This is a genomic window from Candidatus Binatus sp., from assembly GCF_036567905.1.
GTDB lineage: Bacteria > Desulfobacterota > Binatia > Binatales > Binataceae > Binatus.
On the sequence record NZ_DATCTO010000046.1, the window covers coordinates 1 to 16,385 of the forward strand.

Sequence of the window (16,385 nt, forward strand, 5' to 3'; positions counted from 1 at the left end):
TTTGCAGGGGTGACCCCTTCACCCAGTATTAAGGCCGCCCGCCGTTGGCGGGCGCGGCCCCTGCCAACGGGCACGCGGTCTCTTAATACTGGCCAGCCGTGCCAACGGCCGGGCTTCGTCCCTGTTAAAAAGGGTTGGGGGGGGAAATGGCGGCGCTTTTCGTGTCATTCTAGAGCGAAAGTTGCTGTAGCGAAGAATCCCGGTTCCCCCGCCCCCCCCATCCACTTGCGCGTCGAGGAAAACTCATGGACCTCGTGCGTCGGTTGTACGAGCTGTTTGAGCGTCGCCGCCCGCCGATGCCTGGACGCAGCGGCCATCGAGTAAATCCTTAGTAGGCCGATCGGTCGGAGCCAGACGGCTTCTCAACGTCGCCAACCCGTAGCTCGATCTGAAACGCAGAGTCGATAGCGTAGCCGACCACAAACTCCGCTTCTGCGGGTGTGACATCTTTCTTGGTCCCGTGAACCTCGACATTACCGGCAACGTAAAAGATCGCTTCCCCTGCCAGAGTCTCGAATCTCTGGTAATCAACGTAGTTTAAACCTAGCGCTAGATAGAGAACCGTTTGCTGCATCCGTTTGAGAATTCGGTTTGTGTCCTCAAACTGATCATCAATGTCGCTAGCCGCTTCGCGTGCTTCAGGTATGTCGTGGCCGAGTCGTTTCAGCTTGCTAAAGCTGCGGCTTTTCGGCGACCTGCCAACCCCAGCATTTTCGACCTTTAAGATTGCGAACCCAACAGCTACGGCAGCCGACTGCGCGGCATTGAAAAGGTCATTAGCCGCTAATTCTCGTTCAGCTTTTTCGAGAAAATCTCGAAGACGAGGATTCTGAATGAGATCGACGAGCGATATCTTGTCGAACTTTAAATCCCACACCTGAAAAACTAACTTCTGGCAGAAATCTCTTGTGTATATGCGAGCATCTGCAACGTCGGTCTCGTTAGGATACTTGGCTCGGTGTTGTGCATCGTTGCGAACCGAGGGAACGTGTTTCAAGTTTCCTGCGTCTGCTAATACTCCCATAGAAGCTTGTGCGAGAGGGTCCTGCACTTGGTTAACTAGGTTGGGGAATGCATCAGCCGGACTCGCTAGTGGATTGAGCGCCGCTACCGCCGCGCGAAGTACACTCTCAGACGCGAGGTCAAACGCTATAGCGGCGACAATTCACGACGGAGCTGCAGGGCTGGACGCTTGTGCGATGCCCAATTGGTATAGTTGCTTCGCAATCGCAAGCTTTCGATGCGTAATAGCGTCGATCGGACTCGTCATGTGCGGCCCTTCCGCCCATCAGGCAGAAATAAGAGTAGCACCGAAAATCGATAGGTGGGAACCGCGACTTCCTGACTTACTTAGAGCGGCGTTGACTCAATCTTTGACCCTAACGTAGGTTAGGCAAGTAGTCGTGCGCTGCCGAAGGCGTGCGGGGGCGCGTCAATGCAGGAAGCCAGGTGACCCTTCGATGGCTCATGAATCGCAACTGAACTTCTCCGCGCAAGAAATTCTCGCCAACGTTCCCACCCGCGAGCCGCTTATCGTAAAAGGCGTCAAATGCCACGGCGGCTTCGACGCCGACGGCCATTACCGCTCGCCGCGGACTGCGTTTCGCGTGCCCGCGATCAAGGCGTGGCAGGAGCAGCACGTTGCGACCTCGGGAACTGCGCTTTTCGAGATTCCCGCCGACACCATCTCGCCGCAGGCGCCCAACGTCGCGCAGGTAAAATTCCTGCTGCGCTCGGGCGTGCGCGAGCCGATGGTGCGATGGCTGTCCGAAATCGCCATCGTCGAGGGCTTCGGCGCGATGATTCGCGACCTGCCCGTGCCGCCTCTGGCCACCTTCATCCGCGACGACACCGCAGGCGCCGCGCTGGCGCATCTCACCGGCGGCCTGTTCGAAGCGCACGCGCGCGACGAAGCGGGATGGACCGAGGAGGGCGGTCATCGCCAGATGTGGGACGCGGCGCGCGACGCGGCGCTTTCCAATCCCGCGATCTCACCTGAAATTTACGCGAGCCTCATTGCACGGCGCGGAGCCGGCCAGCCGGCCCGCCTTTTCCCGGAGCTTGGCGAGCCGGTCGAGCGATTGATTCGCTTCATGGCCAACGTGCTCGCGATCGAAGTCTTCGCCACCTCGACCTTCGCGTGGGCCGAGGAAATCCTGTCCGACCCCGAAGTTTCCGACGCGCCCGAAGACGCCGCCAAGCTCGTGCGCTTCATCCGCGCCGACGAATCGCCGCACGTCGAGTACCTGCGCACCGCGCTTTCTGAAATTCAGGCGCGCACTTTGCTCACGCTGGACGGCAAGCCCGTATCCGGCCGCAAGGTCGTCAACGATCTGGCAGACCGCGCGATTCGCGCGATGCTTCGTGACCGGCTGAACCAGCGGCCGGTGATGGTCCGTGATTTGATCCGGAAAACCGCCAACGTCAAAGACATCGACGGGTTGATGCGTGAGTTCGACGCGCTCGACACGCCATGGGCGCCGCCCGCGCGCTACGCAGATCTCGCGCCCGAGCGTGGCGCCGCCCGCGTCGGCTAGCAGGGGCCAGTCCCCGCCCAATCGAACTATCACCGGGCCGATGGTAAGGTTTCCTTTCGGCTCGGCGCCGGCGTGCGCCTGCCGGGTCCGGACTAATCGCGATGCGTCCCCACGCTAGAACTTCGATTCCATCGGCCGGCATGCGCCTTCGAATCGCAGGCGTGATCGCGATCGCAGTTTCGATCGCGATTGCCGGATTTCCCGGCGCGACTACCGCGTCCGCATTCGCCCAGAGTCCGAAGCCCGCGACCAACTCTCAAACCGTATCGGCGCCGCCGACGGTCCTGGTAACCGCCGCGCCCCAAACCGCAGCAGCGTCGAGTCCCGCATCACGCAACGCATCGGCGGCCGCGCCGCCTGCCGACGCGCAGACCGTGATTTCGTATCTGAGCGACGTGATCAAGTGGTACGGGCATCTAGGCGTCGAAGCGCAGCTGGTGCGCGATCCTGACGAAACACTTTTTTTCGCCGATGACCGCCAGGTGGCCGGCGAAGTTCTGCGGCTGGCTTTCGAGTACGCACGCGCGCAAGCGGCGTTAATCGCCGAGACCACCCCGAACGCCGCCGCCCCTGGATCCGCCGGCTCACCCCCGGTCGCCGGCGGCGCGGGCGCCGCCGGGCTGGGCAACGTCACGCAGACTTACCAGACGCTCGTCGCCGCCGGCGACGCGCTCCGCGCGCGCATCAAGGATTTGCAGGCGCGGCGGGCGAAAGCGCCGGCACGCCAGCGCGCGACGATCGCATCCCAGATTCAAGAATCGCAGAGCGAACTCGATCTCAACCAGGCGCGCGTCGAGGCGCTCGGGGCTCTCGCGCAATTCGAAAGCGGCAGTGCGCCGCCCGATCAGAGCGGCGGACTGGCCGCTCAAATCGACGAGCTCGAGCATTCGATTTCCGATAGCAACGCCAAACGGCCGCCTGCCCTCCCGGCCGAGAGCACCTTCGTGGCAAGAGCCGAGCCCACCGGGATTTTCGGCCTTATCACCGAACTGATCGCGCTCAGCAACAAGCTCGACGCCCTCGGTCAGAACACCGCGCTCGCGCAAGCGCTGACCGCCCGCGCCGCCGGCGTCCGCCAGTCGATCATCGGCTTGATCACCGGCCTTGACGCGCGCGGCAAAGCACTGGCACAGGGCGCCGGCACGGCCGACGTGGCGACGCTCAAGGACCGCAAAAAATCATTCGAGAGCCTGCTCGAAGAGCACAAGCTCGCCAGCGCCGCGGCGCTGCCGCTCAGCAAGCAGATCGTGTTGCTGGGGATTTACACCAACAACGTCGGCAGGTGGCACGCCGCGATCGAGCAGCGCTGGAACAGGGAGTTCAGAGGCCTGGTCATCCGTTTGATCGGGCTGGGCGGCGCCTTCGTGCTGATCTTTCTCTGTGCGATGGCGTGGCGATGGATCACCAATCGCTACGTGACCGACATCCGGCGCCGCGGGCAGGTGATGGCGGCGCGCCGTCTCGTGCTCGGGCTGATCGTCCTGGTCGTCGTGCTGATCAATTTCTCCGACGAGATCGGATCGGCCGCCACCATAGTGGGATTTGCCGCCGCCGGCATCGCCATCGCGCTGCAGAATGTGATTTTGTCGATCGCCGGCTACTTCTTTCTAATCGGGCGATTCGGAATCAAGGCCGGCGACCGCGTTCAAATCGGCGGCGTGACCGGCGACGTGATCGATATCGGGCTGGTGAAACTTTCGCTGATGGAGCTCGGCGGCTCCGGGACGCATCGCGAGCCCACCGGCCGCGTGGCGGTGTTCTCCAACGCGATCGTGTTTCAGCCGTCGGGCAACTTCTTCAAGCAGGCGCCCGGCACCAGCTTCGTATGGAGCGAGGTGCGGCTCACGCTCGCCCCCGACGTCGACTACCGGCTGGCCGAGAAGCGCCTGCTCGAGGTTGTCGAGGAAGTGTTCGCCCGCTATCGCAACCGCGTGATGGGCGACTATCGGCATCTGGAGCGCGACCTCAACATCGTGCTCGAGACGCCCAAGCCCCAGAGCCGCTTGCATCTGAGCAAGGCGGGCCTGGAAATAGTCATTCGCTATCCCGCCGAAACTTACTCCGCGCCGCAAATCACCGACGAAATTTCGCGCCGCGTGCTCGACGCGATTAACCGCGAGCCGAGCTTGCGCCTGGCGCCGCAGGGAACCGCGAACATCGAGTCGCAGGTTCCACCGCCTGCAACGGCCGACGGTGAAAGCGAAAACCAAAACGCGACCGATGAGCCGGCCGACGATACGCCCGGCGCCGCCACGGCTGGGGAAAAGGCCGCCGGCGCCACGCCCCCGCATAAGTAGATTTCGAAAATCGGCCGGGCGCCGTGAGCGCGATCGGCGCGATGCTACGCGGTTGGAGTTCCCGCGATGCTATCGACGATGTCGGCCAGCTCGGGAATCCGGTAGCGCTCGCCGTTGTAGGCCTTGTACATGAGGAAAAGCCAGAACACCGCGAGTGCGATGTCGATTAGCGTCAGAATGAAATTGAGCAACGCCCCCAATCCATGGGGCAGCACCGCGATGAATACGCCGAACACGATGGCGATGGCGAACCACGCAACCGAGAAGCCAATCGACTGGCGCGCGTGAAAGCGGACGAACTCGTCCTGATTGTACGGTTCGAGATAAAGGAAAATCAGGCCGGTGACGAAGCCCAGCAGGTAGGTCAGCGCCGCAATTATGTTAGCTTGCGGTTTTCGGCTCTCACCGTTCATCGCGAATTCCTCCTTGTCATCTCGAACGATGACCCTGGAAGCGATCCTTGCCCACTAATTTGTAGTCGAACGCGTCAGGGGATCGCAATGCGCTCGCGTGCAGCCCGCGCACTGCGGCAGGACGGGCTTCCCGCATCGCGGGCCGGCCCTTCGATCGATCTCGCCAACCAACCTAATGCTGCGACCGATTCTTCACCGCCTCGAGGCGATCCATCGCCGCGCTCGCATTGCGCGCCGTCTCGATCACTTGGAGTTGTGCCCGGATGCGGCTGGCGAGCTGGCGCCGGAATACCGGCTTGGCCAGGAAGTCGCTGACCCCCAGGCGCATTCCCTCGGCCCGCGCATCCAAATCGTCGCGCGCGGTAATCATGATGACTGGGATTTCCGCGGTCTCGGGATTGTCCCTAAGCGCCTTCACGACTTCGAAGCCGTCCATTTCAGGCATCATCAGGTCAAGCAGGATTACGTCAACTTCGTTTTCATGAACCAGTTTGAGACACTGTGCTCCGGAGTTGGCCTCTATCGGGACAAAGCCTTCGCGCTGCAAATAGTGGCCAAGGATTGCGACGGTGTCTTGATCGTCGTCAACCACCATTATCTGAGGCGCTCTGATTGCTTCATCCATACAACTCCTTGCTCGTCCAGCCTTCCTCACGGTCGTCCGAAGACGCCGGAGCTATTACACCGCAGCGCCTCAGCTTCGCGGAAAATGTCGTCCGCTTGAGTCCCAGCAGCCGCGCCGCCGCCTGTTTGTTCCCTCCGGTTTGCTTGAGCGCATCGTTTATCAATCTACCTTCCAATTCCCGTACCAAGTCGTTCAGGTTCACTGCGCCGTCACTGAGCTTGACCGCAATCGGAGCCGCCGCGGGCCGCACGCCTGCCACCAGGTTCTCCGGCAGAATCGAGGAGTCGATAATCGGGCCCTCGCACAGGATCGCCAGCCGCTCGAGCATATTTTCGAGCTCGCGCACGTTGCCCGGCCAATCGTACGACCATAGCGCCACCATCGCCTCCCGGCTGATCGCGATTTCGCGTCCGGGAGTGCGATCGCGGATGCGCTCGAGAAAGTGTTCCGTGAGCAGCGGGATATCCGAACGCCGCTCGCGCAGTGGCGCAATCACGATCGGCACCACCTGCAGACGATAGAAAAGATCCTCGCGAAACGCGCCGTTGGCCACCGCCGTGCCCAGATCGACATTGCTCGCCGCGATCACGCGCACATTGACCCGCGTCGCCCGGTCCGCGCCAACCGGCCGCACCACGCCGTCTTCGAGCACGCGCAGAAGTTTCGCCTGCAACCCGATTGGCATCTCGCCGATTTCGTCCAAAAAGATCGTGCCGCGATCGGCCGTCGTCAGCAGCCCGCGGCGCGATCCTGCGGCGCCCGTGAATGCGCCCCGCTCATGGCCGAACATCTCGGACTCGAGCAGGTCGTGCGGAATCGCCGCGCAGTTCACCGGCACGAACGGCTGAAGGTTGCGCGGCGACAGCGTGTGAATCGCCTGCGCAACCACTTCCTTGCCGGTCCCGCTCTCGCCGGTGATCAGCACGGTGACCTCGGTCGGCGCGACGCGCTCGATCAGCGCGCGCAGTTTCACGATCGCCGGATGCGCTCCGACCAGTGCCCGCTCGACCGCAAAAGGCATCTCAGGCTCCGCGAATTTCGCTGGCAATGCCACTCCTGATTTCGCTCCGTGTCGGGCGAAGATAAACCGCCGCGTTACGTGCGTAATGCTCTCATGCCACGCACGCAGTTGACAAGATGATGACTGCAAGTGAGCAGATTAGACTCTGTAAATCGCGGAAATTGTTACGGAGAGAACGCAATCAGATGCCGCCCGTCGAATCGCGATAGTGCGCCGATTGACCCGGTCCCTCGGCCACCGAGATTTCCATCGTCGTCACGAGTTTCAGCGCACCGCGCGCCTCCAGCGCCGCCGCCAACTCCCGCCAAATGTAGCGCGCGAGTTCTTCCGCCGAGCTATGCACGATAGGCACGATACACACGTCGGCCGCCGGCAACACGAACTCGTCGTTCTCGTAGCGGATTCGCACCACCCCGTCCTTGGGTCCTTCAACCGTCAGGCAATCGCTGTTGGCCGGAACGATCGTGCGCTCGTCGAGCCGATCGACGATCTCCTTGGTCAGCTTTTTGATCAGCCCGAAATCGATCACGTAGCCGGTCTTCGCCAGCCGCCCCTCGAGGTACACGCCGACCTGGTAGTTATGGCCATGCAGCGGTTCGCGAAACCCCGGATAGGCAATAAAATGCGCGGCCGAAAATTTCAGACTCTCTTTCGCTACACGGATTGAAAAATTCGCTTTCGCTGCCATCGACTCGTCCCTGTCACTATACAATGCCAGCCAGCTCCAGCAGCGCCGTCAAGCTCGGCGTGCGCCGCGATAAGAACGAAAACCGCTCGCGGTACCTCGCCGCGTCGATCGAGGTCGCCTCGATAAACCTGTCGCGCTCGCCGGCGGCGATCGGCCCGAGCTGCGCTGCGAGTTCGCGCGCCAACCCGGCATCCGGACCGATTCGCGGCGCCAGGTCGCCTACGTCCAGCCCATGCAATCCGCCGAGAATACACTCCGCGTAGTATCCTATCTGTCCCGCGCGATCGAAATCGCGAATTTCAGTTTGCACCGACTGCTCGAGCGACAGCAGCCGGTCCATCCCGAATTCCTGGCGTCGCGAAACAATCCTCGGGTCTCCGCTGCCTTCGAATCCCGAACCGATCGCGATTATCGCGATACGGCCGTTGTCGATTTCTATCGGATGGAAAATATATCCCGGCGATGTGTAGTCGAGCATCGAGCGCAGCGCGATCCGGTAGGTGAGCAGGTCGAAATTCGTCCCGCTGGCGATCTCCATCAGGTATTCGCCAAGCGGTTTGCCCGCGCGCTCCGCCAGCCCGATCAACCGCTCAAACGCATAAGCATCGTATTCCTCGCGCCGCGCGATCGTCGGCGCGCAGTCGCGATCGAACGTCAGCAGCAGCCCGCCGATCCCGCCGCCGTGGCTGTCCGCCGCGGTCGATGCGGTAATTGGCAGGCTGCGATCGACGGGCTCGATATCCATCGCCAGGTACCTGCCATGGCTCGAAGGCTTGGCCAGTCCACGCCGCGCATTTCGAATCGAAACCGCAGCCGCGTCACGCGCCACCAGCCGGCTCGCGCCACCGCGCCGCTCGGCCAGCAACCCATAGCCGCTAAGCAACGACCCGTATCCGACAACCAATATTTCGCGATTGCGCAAAATCGTCCGATCCGCCTTGTGTCATTCTAGAGCGGAAGTTGCTGAAGCGAAGAATCCCGGAGCCGGGTTCCTTCGCTTTGCTCAGGATGACACAAAGAGCAGCCGCATTTCTTCTCTCATACCCTTCTAACAGGGACAAAGTCCCGCATCTCTTCTTATCTTAATACTAAGGTGCAGGGGTTACCCCTGCTATATCCACAAGATCACGCCGCTTGCCGGCCGCCCCGTGCTCTCCCTGACCGCCCGCACATAGAACCTGATCTGCGCGCGATATTCGTCGAGCCGCGACGCTACCTCTACATCAGTCTTGAAATCGACCACCGTCCAGACCGCGCCATCGTTGGTAATCTCGGTGAACGCGAGATCCGCGATACCTTCGACCGCGGTGCCGTCTTCGAGCCGGATCATCAGCGGACATTCACGCATTACCGTATCCGCAGCTTTCGCGCGACGTATCAGCGGAGACTTGAGCGCGGCTTTTACGCAATCCACTGCGGCGGCGACCTCATCGGGCGGCGCGCCGATCATCCTGGCCGCGGCCGCCGCGATCTTGCCGATCTCGCGCGCGTTCGCGTCGAGCGGCGCACGCAGCATCGTAAGATGCACGAGCGTGCCGAATCGCTTGCCATGCGGGCGGCCGCAATCGCGGCTCGTCTCTTCGACCGCGATCGCTTCCGGATGCTCCGGTCCGGCCGCCGGCGCTGCAAGCGCCAGTTCGGTCGCCGTCGCGACGTTTATCCTCGGCGCCATTCCCGCCGCGAGCATCGCCGCCCGGTTCGCGCTCCATTGCTCGCGCAGCTTGGTCCCGCGATCTGATACGAGTTTATTTTCGTCGGCCTGCAGCAGCTTGTCCTGCCGAAGCCCCATCTTTTCTTCGACGTTCAGGATCAGCAGCCGGGGATCCCACCAAACTATCCGATGCTCTCCCTGCTGCGCCCGATGTAATCCCGGCGCCACCGATTTTATTTTGCCCGGAGCTTTCGCGGGGCGGGTCAGGATACTGTCGTCGCCGAATTCGGGGCATCCCGGCGGATGCTGCGACGCCGGCGCGCGCCGATCGGACGGGGCAGGATAGACGACGGGATTCAGCCGCGTGAGCCAGCCGTCGCACTCTTCGTCGCCAACCGCCGGCACCACTATTAGATCGCGCGCGCGAGTGGCGGCCACGTAGAGCAGGCGGATTGCTTCCTCTTCGTCGCGCTCATGCTCTTTCGCCGCATGCTCCTGCAGTTCGCGCGGCGCGCATCCCGCAAGCTCCATCGCGGCCAGCTTTGCCGCGGGCTCGATATATCGCGACGCGTCGGCGCGAGTTTCGTTGCAGCTGATATCGGCCAGGATGACGATCGGAAATTCCAGGCCCTTCGCGCGATGCACCGTCATGATCCGCACGCCCTCGGTGCCTTCCTCGACGATCGGCGTCTCGCTCGCCTCGTCGCGATCGGCGCGTGCTTCGAGCTCGTCGACGAAAGCCCGAAACGAGGTCATCCCGCCGCGCGCTTCGTAACGCCGCGCCTGGTCCATGATTCGCATGATATTCGCCAGCGCCTGCTCACCGGTCGGCCAAATAGCGATTCCCGCATGCGCGCGAGTCATCGCCAGCAGCGTCGCAATCGTCTCCGCGATCGGCCTTCGATTACGCCCGCGATGCAATCCCTTGAGCACGTCGAGCGCGCCCTTCACTTCCTTGAGACTGTCGGGGATATCGTCGGGCAGCCTGCGAAACGGATGCAGGCTGCCTTGCGTCATGCGGAATTCGAGCAGCGCCGCATCGGTCAGCGCGAACACGGGCCCGCGCAGCGCAGCGAACACCGTCAACTCGTCATCGGGCCGCTCGATTGCGCCGAGGATATTGCGGATCGCGATCACTTCTTCGCGCTCGTTGAAGGACCCGCCCTTGACCAGCACGTGCGGGAGATGCCGTGCTTCGAGCGCGCGCAAATACGGCCTGGTTACATCGCGCCCGAAGGAATTCATGCGGCGAAACAGGATGCATATATGGCGTGGACGAATCGGCACGCGCAGCTCGGGCGCCTCGCGCTCGGTCACCGTCCATCCGCTTTCATAAACCAGCCATCGCGCGTACGCGGCAATCGCGTCGGGAAGCGACTCGTCGATTTTCCAATCGACCACCCGGCCGTAGTCGCCGTACGGTTCCGGCACCGGCAACACGACGATCGACGGCTGGGTCTCCGGCTCGGCGCGATACGGCATCAACGGCGCGTATGCCGGCTGCGTGCCCGATTCCTTGCTCATCAGCGGCGCGAACGCGGCATTGACCATTGTTTGAAGCGCCGGCGTCGCGCGAAAGCTCACCGTCAGATATTCGAGCTCCGCGCCATGCATCAGCAGCAACTGTTTGACGCCCTGGTAGAGCGAAACGTCGGCGCGGCGGAAACGGTAAATCGATTGTTTCGGATCGCCGACGATAAATAGTTTCCCGGCGATCGGCTTGACCTTCAGCCAGTTCGACTCGGCGGGATCGGCCGACGACAGGATCAACAGGATTTCCGCCTGCAGCGGATCGGTGTCCTGGAATTCATCGATGAAAATATGGGTGAAGCGATTTTGCAGCTCGGCGCGCACCGCCGGGTTGTCGCGGACCAGGTTGCGCGCGACCAGCAGCAGATCGAGGAAGTCCAGCCGCCCCGCGCGGCGCTTCAGCTCTTCGTAGATACCGACGATCGGCCACAACTCGTCGCGCAGGATAGGCGCGAGATTCGCGCCCGCATCGTCGCGAAACTTCTTGAGGCGCTGGTGCAGCCCGGCGCGGCGGCGAAAAATTTCATCGCGCTTCGCCTCGCCAAAGTCGCCGCCGTATCCCTTCCAATCCCAGCGCCGCCCGGTGCAAAGCGCGATCAACACCGACTCAAGCGCGTCATAGTCGCGTCCGCGCACCGCCTCCAGCCGCGTCGCCTCAGCCACCGGCCGCGCGATCGCGTCGAGGCCCCGCGCCAGCCAGTCGTCGGGCTCTCCGAGTTCGGAAAGTTTGCCCAGCGCTTCGATCTCCGCAATGATCGCGTCGATCTCGGCGTCACGCTCCAGCGGCGAATGGCGCCACGGCGAATCGAAGTCGCGCCAGTTCAGCAGCTCGAGCGCCGCGCGGCGCGCGATCGCGCGCGGCCCCGTGCGCTCCGACAGATCGCGCCGGCGCAACAGGCGGCGCATCCCCTCGCCCGGATTGTCCAGCACCCGCTCGAACCATCGCTCGAACGCGGCGTCGAACATCTCGCCCGCAACGTCCTCGGGCGCGACTTCGAACATCGGATCGACTCGCGCTTCCACCGGCCGCTCCCGCAGCAGGTCGGCGCAAAATGAATGAATCGTTCCGATGCGTGCTTCTTCCAGTTGCTTGAGCGCCTCGTCGAAGCGCGAGCGCGCATCGCTCAAAAGTTCGGTGTTATGGCGCGCACGTTCGATTTCGCCGCGCAGCCGCAGCTTCAGCTCGCCCGCCGCTTTCTCGGTGAACGTCACCGCGACGATCCGCGCCAGCTCGCCGCGCCCCGACCCGATCACCGACACGATTCGATTCACCAGCGCCGTGGTCTTGCCGGTACCGGCGGCGGCCTCGATCACGAGCGTGACGCCGAGGTCGTCGGCAATCCGATCGCGCACCGCCTGGTCGGATATGATGGTGTCGGCCACGGCGTTAGCGCATCTCGCGCAGCCGGTGAAGCGGTTTAAGCCGCGCTTTCGGTTTGATTCGGGAGCGCCGCTCTTCGTATGGGCCGCACACGCGCTTGTAGTCGCACCATTCGCATTCGCGGTCATCCGGTGCGGCGGGCAAAAAACCCGTTTCCAGCGACTCCTTGATGATTGAGACGAATTCGCGCGCCGAGCGCCGCGCCTCGTCGTTGATTTCAACCACTCGCTCCTCGTAGCCGCCGGTCGCGGTGCAGTAGTAAAGCCGCCCGGCGTAAATCGGCTCGCCCAGCACGCGTTCGGCCGCGAGCGCGTACAAGACCGGCTGCAGCGTCTTGCCGCCGCCGATCACGAAGTCCTTGGTGGCGCGCACTTTCCCGGTCTTGTGATCGGTCACGCGAATTCGCCCGTCCGGATGGCGCTCGAGCAAGTCGATCGACCCGCGCAGCCCGAGCCCGCCCTCGATTGTGACCGGCTCCGGCGAGCTATGCGGATCCGCCCGCGCGCGATCGCGCAGGCCGAAGCCGAGTTCGAACCATTCGGGCCGCCAGTGTTCCGGGTCCTCGGCCGCGCGCCGCATCCATTCGCGCAAGTCGGCGCGGATACCGTCGATTCCGTCGCGCCACACGCGCTCGATCGCCGGCGCGAGCTCCTCATGCCATCGCGCGGCAACTTCGTCGAGCCGCTCGTCGAGCAGCGCGGACGCGTCCTCGAGGTCTTCGGGCGTGACCGGCAGCACGTCGAGCTCTCTGAGCGCCGTCAGGATTTCGTATTGGACCTCCGCAAACAGACTGCCGCGGGTGAGCGGATCGAGCGTCTCGATCGCCTCGGGTTCCTCGCGCGGCTCCAGCCGATGGACCGCTTGCAGAAAAAAACGATACGGGCATGCCGCAAAATTCTGCAGCGCAGTCGGCGAGTATGAACGCGCGGACAACTGATGCTTGCCCAACGCCGCCAGCGCCGCCGCGTCCGGATCGACGAGCCCGTCCGCCGGCGTCCATCGCTTGAGCCAGCGCCGCGCCCGCGCGCGCAGCGCCCGCCCGAGATGCACATTGGCGCCGAGCAGATAGTTCGCCGCGCCGATGGTCGTATCCGGATCGGCGTCCACCAGTTTGTCCAGCACCGCCAGATCGAATTCGGCGTCATCGATCGCGTCGGCGGGATTTGCCGGCGCCGGCCATGAAAGCCGCGTCGGCTGCGACGCCGTGCGATTCGCCAGCTCATCGAAGCCGGGCAGGCGGCCCTCCGCAGCGCGCAGAATTTCAAGCGCGTAGAACGACGGCACTCGCGGTCGGCCCTGGTCGAGATCGACTCGCGGATAAGAAAACATCGCCCGCTCGTGCGCCGCGCCCGCCGCAATTCTCAATGCGAGCCGCTCCGCGTCGCGCCGCTGCTCATTGCGCGCGAGATGCGGGCTGAGCCGCGCGCGCGCTGAATCGGAAAGGATCGGATCTTCGGTCAGCTTGCGCGGAAACATGCGCTCGGCAAGACCCGGGACGATGACGACGTCGAACTCCATGCCGCGCGCGCGACTGGTCGCCGCGACGAACACCGCGCCATAACGGCGAACGCGCCGCGGAGCTTCCAGTCGCCCGAGCCGATCGTTCAGCACCAGACGCACCTCGTCGAGTCCGACCGGACCGACCGGCGCCATCGGTTCAAGCTCCGCCAGCGCGGCGAGAACCGGTTCGCGATCGCGAATCGCCAGGTCAACCAGCTCGCGAAGAAATTTGAGCCAGTCGCCCCAGGTCGCATCGCGCGGCGCCGCGTCGAGCATCGAAAGAATCGGCATCGCCACCTCGCCGAGATGCGCGAGGTCGAGAATTCGCCGCTCCAGACCCGCCGCGCGCGCGTCGTCGCCGGCAATCTCCGCGCGCCGCGCCCTGAGCTCGTTGCCCAACCCCGCCAGCCGCTTGCGCCATCTCTGCGCGCTGCCGATAACCGCCGCATCGACCAGCAGCCGTTCCCATCGCCACGGCGCCCGCGCCGTTGCGTCGATGACCGGAACGGGATCGGAGGCGTCAATATCGTCAACTAAAGTGGCATTGCCTTCGACTTCGAGATCCGACTCCAGCGGCACCGGCGCGAGTTCCGCGTCCGCACTGATCGGCGGCTCATCCTCACGCGGGCGATCGGGGTCGGGCACCTGCGCCAGCGAGAGATATTCCGCGAAGCGGCGCGCCGAAAGATTTTCCGCGGCGCACGCAAGCAGCGCGAGCAGGGCGCGCCCTCCCGGCTCAGGCCGCCGCGTGCCTCGCGCGAAGTAAGCCGGGATGCCCGCGCGGGCGAGCGCTTCCTGCAAGTACGGCGCGTAGCGGACCGGGTCATGCAGCAGCACGGCGACCCGATCGAACGGCACGCCGCGCCTCGCCTCGGCGGCGATTCGGCGCGCGATCTCGACACACTCGTGCATCTCGCCCGGGGCGGAAACCACCGTCACGGTTTCGTCCACGTCGCGCTCGGGCGGTGCGCTGCCGGCGAACAAATGCGCCTGCAGACGCTCGAGCGAGGGCGCGATGCTTTCGTTCGCCGGCGGCGACAATGCGGTTGCGCGCACGCCGAGCGCATCTTCAAGGAGCATTCGAACGGGCGCGTCGCCGGCGGGAATCGTCGCCAGAATTGACGGCGAACGCGCGGCAAGGGCCGCGATAAAGTCGCGGTCGAGCGCGCTGTCCACAGATGGATCGAGCAGCAGAACCGGCAGTCCAACGAAGCGCGGCGGCTGACTCGCGAGCACCGCGCGAGTCGCGACTTTCAGCATCCCGGCGCGATCGATCAGTTTGGCATCGGCCAACTCAGCGTCGAATTGCGTCAGCGTCGCGGCAATCGCCTCGCCCGCGCCGCCGAGCGCGCGCAACTCGTCAACGGCGATGTCGTTCCATCGAAGCTCGATCAGCGTCCCCGCGAGCGCGCGTGAAAAACCGGGACGATTCAACACCGGTTCGAAATGCGCAAGCGCGCCCGACGGCGCCAGGCGGAAGACCGCGCGCGCTGCGACCGCCTCGGCCGCGAGTCCGTCCGCGGGCGCGAGATCGGCATCCGCCAGCTCCTCGGCGGCGAGCAACCCGACCAGCCGGTTCAGGGTCAAGCGATGCACCCCGAGCATCGCGCCGCGCGAAACCGCGAACGCGCGCACCAGGTCGTCGGCGGCCTCCTTGACCGACGCGATCACGAGAACTTCGCGGGCCGATGGCTGCGACTCCAACCATGCGCGGGCGGCGGCGATTCGGCCGGCGGCGCGCTCCGAGGTTATGATTTCACGAGAAGCTGGCATCGACGCGGCGCGACTCGAGGCCGCGCCACAGCACTATCGTCTGCCCCGCGGATCGGATCTCGCAAGAGGCCACGCGGCGTTGTTTCCACAACGCGACAACCGTTGTCAGGAGAATTATTGTTCCAGGTACACCGGATCGCCGACGCGAACCCGGCCCGCCGCACCAATCGACGCGAACACGCCGACGTTGGCGCGATGGTGAAACGCGGCCGTGCGCAGGATCGTGTAGTCGCGCGGGAGGTCTTCCTGCGGATGCGTCGTCATCACGCAGCGCAGCGCAGGCTGCATCGCGACAATCTTCACGCTGTCGCCGACTTCGAGCGTACCGCCGATCCACTCGTCCTCGATGAACGCGTCGTCGCGCTCGCCGGTGTCGACGAAAATCGTCGGACGGAAGCGGCGCGGGTCGAAAACCGAACCGGGCGCGGCGAGTTTCGCCATATGCCGCAGCGTGCCACTGGCGATCACGTGCATAACCGCGGTGTCGAAAAAACTTTCCTTCTCGAGTGCGAAATAGCCGGGCAGCGTGGCGGCGGTAAGCCCGGGAAAGACTTTCTCGACCGGCACGTCGGCGAAAAGGGTCGCCGGGTCGATTCCGGCGAGCTCGCCGCGCGCGGTGGTGGCGCGCTCGAGGCTTACTCTCCGGCCGAGCGCCGCGGAAATCAGTTCGGATGCGTCTGCGTCCTCGGCGTGAATCATCCGCCCGCCGGGCAACTCGATTGTCACCGGCGGGACGCTGGCCGACGCGGGCGCGCAGTCGCAGGTCGCCCGAAATTCGAATAGCCGCGGGAACTTCTTCGCGCTGGCGATCTGCCGCGTCGCCAGCTCTCTGAGCGCATACGCGCGATCGCCGGCCGCGCCGCGCTCGGTGATAAGAAGCTCGTCGAGCTGCTCACCGAGCATCGACTTAACCGGGTAGCGCGCGAGCGCGCTGACCTTGCCAATCATTCGCCGCGCCATCTCGCTCCT

General features: G+C 64.1%; 11 protein-coding genes. 2 read left to right on the forward strand and 9 right to left on the reverse strand.

Annotated features, from left to right (window positions below):
- Positions 1–328: 328 nt before the first annotated feature.
- Positions 329–997 (reverse strand): hypothetical protein, encoded by a 669-nt coding sequence (locus VIO10_RS07505; RefSeq protein WP_331961701.1) that lies wholly within the window; start codon positions 995–997, stop codon positions 329–331.
- Between the two features lie 463 nt (positions 998–1,460).
- Here VIO10_RS07505 and VIO10_RS07510 point away from each other — a divergent pair, with 463 nt between their 5' ends.
- Both VIO10_RS07510 and VIO10_RS07515 read left to right on the forward strand, forming a co-directional pair.
- Positions 1,461–2,537: a hypothetical protein gene (locus VIO10_RS07510; RefSeq protein ID WP_331961704.1), complete on the forward strand. Its 1,077-nt coding sequence runs from the start codon at positions 1,461–1,463 to the stop codon at positions 2,535–2,537.
- 101 nt (positions 2,538–2,638) lie between these two features.
- Positions 2,639–4,834: a mechanosensitive ion channel family protein gene (locus VIO10_RS07515; protein WP_331961707.1), complete on the forward strand. Its 2,196-nt coding sequence runs from the start codon at positions 2,639–2,641 to the stop codon at positions 4,832–4,834.
- A 44-nt stretch (positions 4,835–4,878) separates the two neighbouring features.
- Here VIO10_RS07515 and VIO10_RS07520 read toward each other — a convergent pair whose 3' ends face one another.
- The 8 genes from VIO10_RS07520 to VIO10_RS07555 all read right to left on the reverse strand — a co-directional run bounded on the left by VIO10_RS07520 (position 4,879) and on the right by VIO10_RS07555 (position 16,376).
- On the reverse strand, positions 4,879–5,247 hold the full coding sequence (locus VIO10_RS07520) for a DUF4870 domain-containing protein (protein ID WP_331961710.1): 369 nt from the start codon (positions 5,245–5,247) through the stop codon (positions 4,879–4,881).
- Between the two features lie 172 nt (positions 5,248–5,419).
- Entirely contained in the window at positions 5,420–5,872 is a 453-nt protein-coding gene (locus tag VIO10_RS07525) for a response regulator (RefSeq protein WP_331961713.1), read from the reverse strand.
- Positions 5,865–6,920, reverse strand: a complete 1,056-nt coding sequence (locus VIO10_RS07530; RefSeq protein WP_331961716.1) for a sigma-54 dependent transcriptional regulator — start codon at positions 6,918–6,920, stop codon at positions 5,865–5,867. The genes VIO10_RS07525 and VIO10_RS07530 overlap by 8 nt, the downstream gene beginning before the upstream one ends.
- 154 nt (positions 6,921–7,074) lie before the next feature.
- Positions 7,075–7,581 carry a 6-carboxytetrahydropterin synthase gene (locus VIO10_RS07535; RefSeq protein ID WP_331961719.1) on the reverse strand — a complete coding sequence of 169 codons (507 nt, stop codon included), beginning with the start codon at positions 7,579–7,581 and terminating at the stop codon, positions 7,075–7,077.
- Between the two features lie 16 nt (positions 7,582–7,597).
- A complete protein-coding gene (locus VIO10_RS07540) occupies positions 7,598–8,464 on the reverse strand; it encodes a hypothetical protein (RefSeq protein WP_331961722.1) in 867 nt (288 codons plus the stop codon).
- Positions 8,465–8,692: 228 nt separating this feature from the next.
- A complete protein-coding gene (locus VIO10_RS07545) occupies positions 8,693–12,145 on the reverse strand; it encodes a UvrD-helicase domain-containing protein (protein ID WP_331961726.1) in 3,453 nt (1,150 codons plus the stop codon).
- 4 nt (positions 12,146–12,149) lie between these two features.
- On the reverse strand, positions 12,150–15,416 hold the full coding sequence (locus tag VIO10_RS07550) for a PD-(D/E)XK nuclease family protein (RefSeq protein WP_331961730.1): 3,267 nt from the start codon (positions 15,414–15,416) through the stop codon (positions 12,150–12,152).
- Between the two features lie 114 nt (positions 15,417–15,530).
- The gene (locus VIO10_RS07555) at positions 15,531–16,376 is read right to left on the reverse strand and encodes an MOSC domain-containing protein (protein WP_331961733.1); all 846 of its coding nucleotides are present in this window, start codon (positions 16,374–16,376) and stop codon (positions 15,531–15,533) included.
- Between the last annotated feature and the right edge of the window lie 9 nt (positions 16,377–16,385).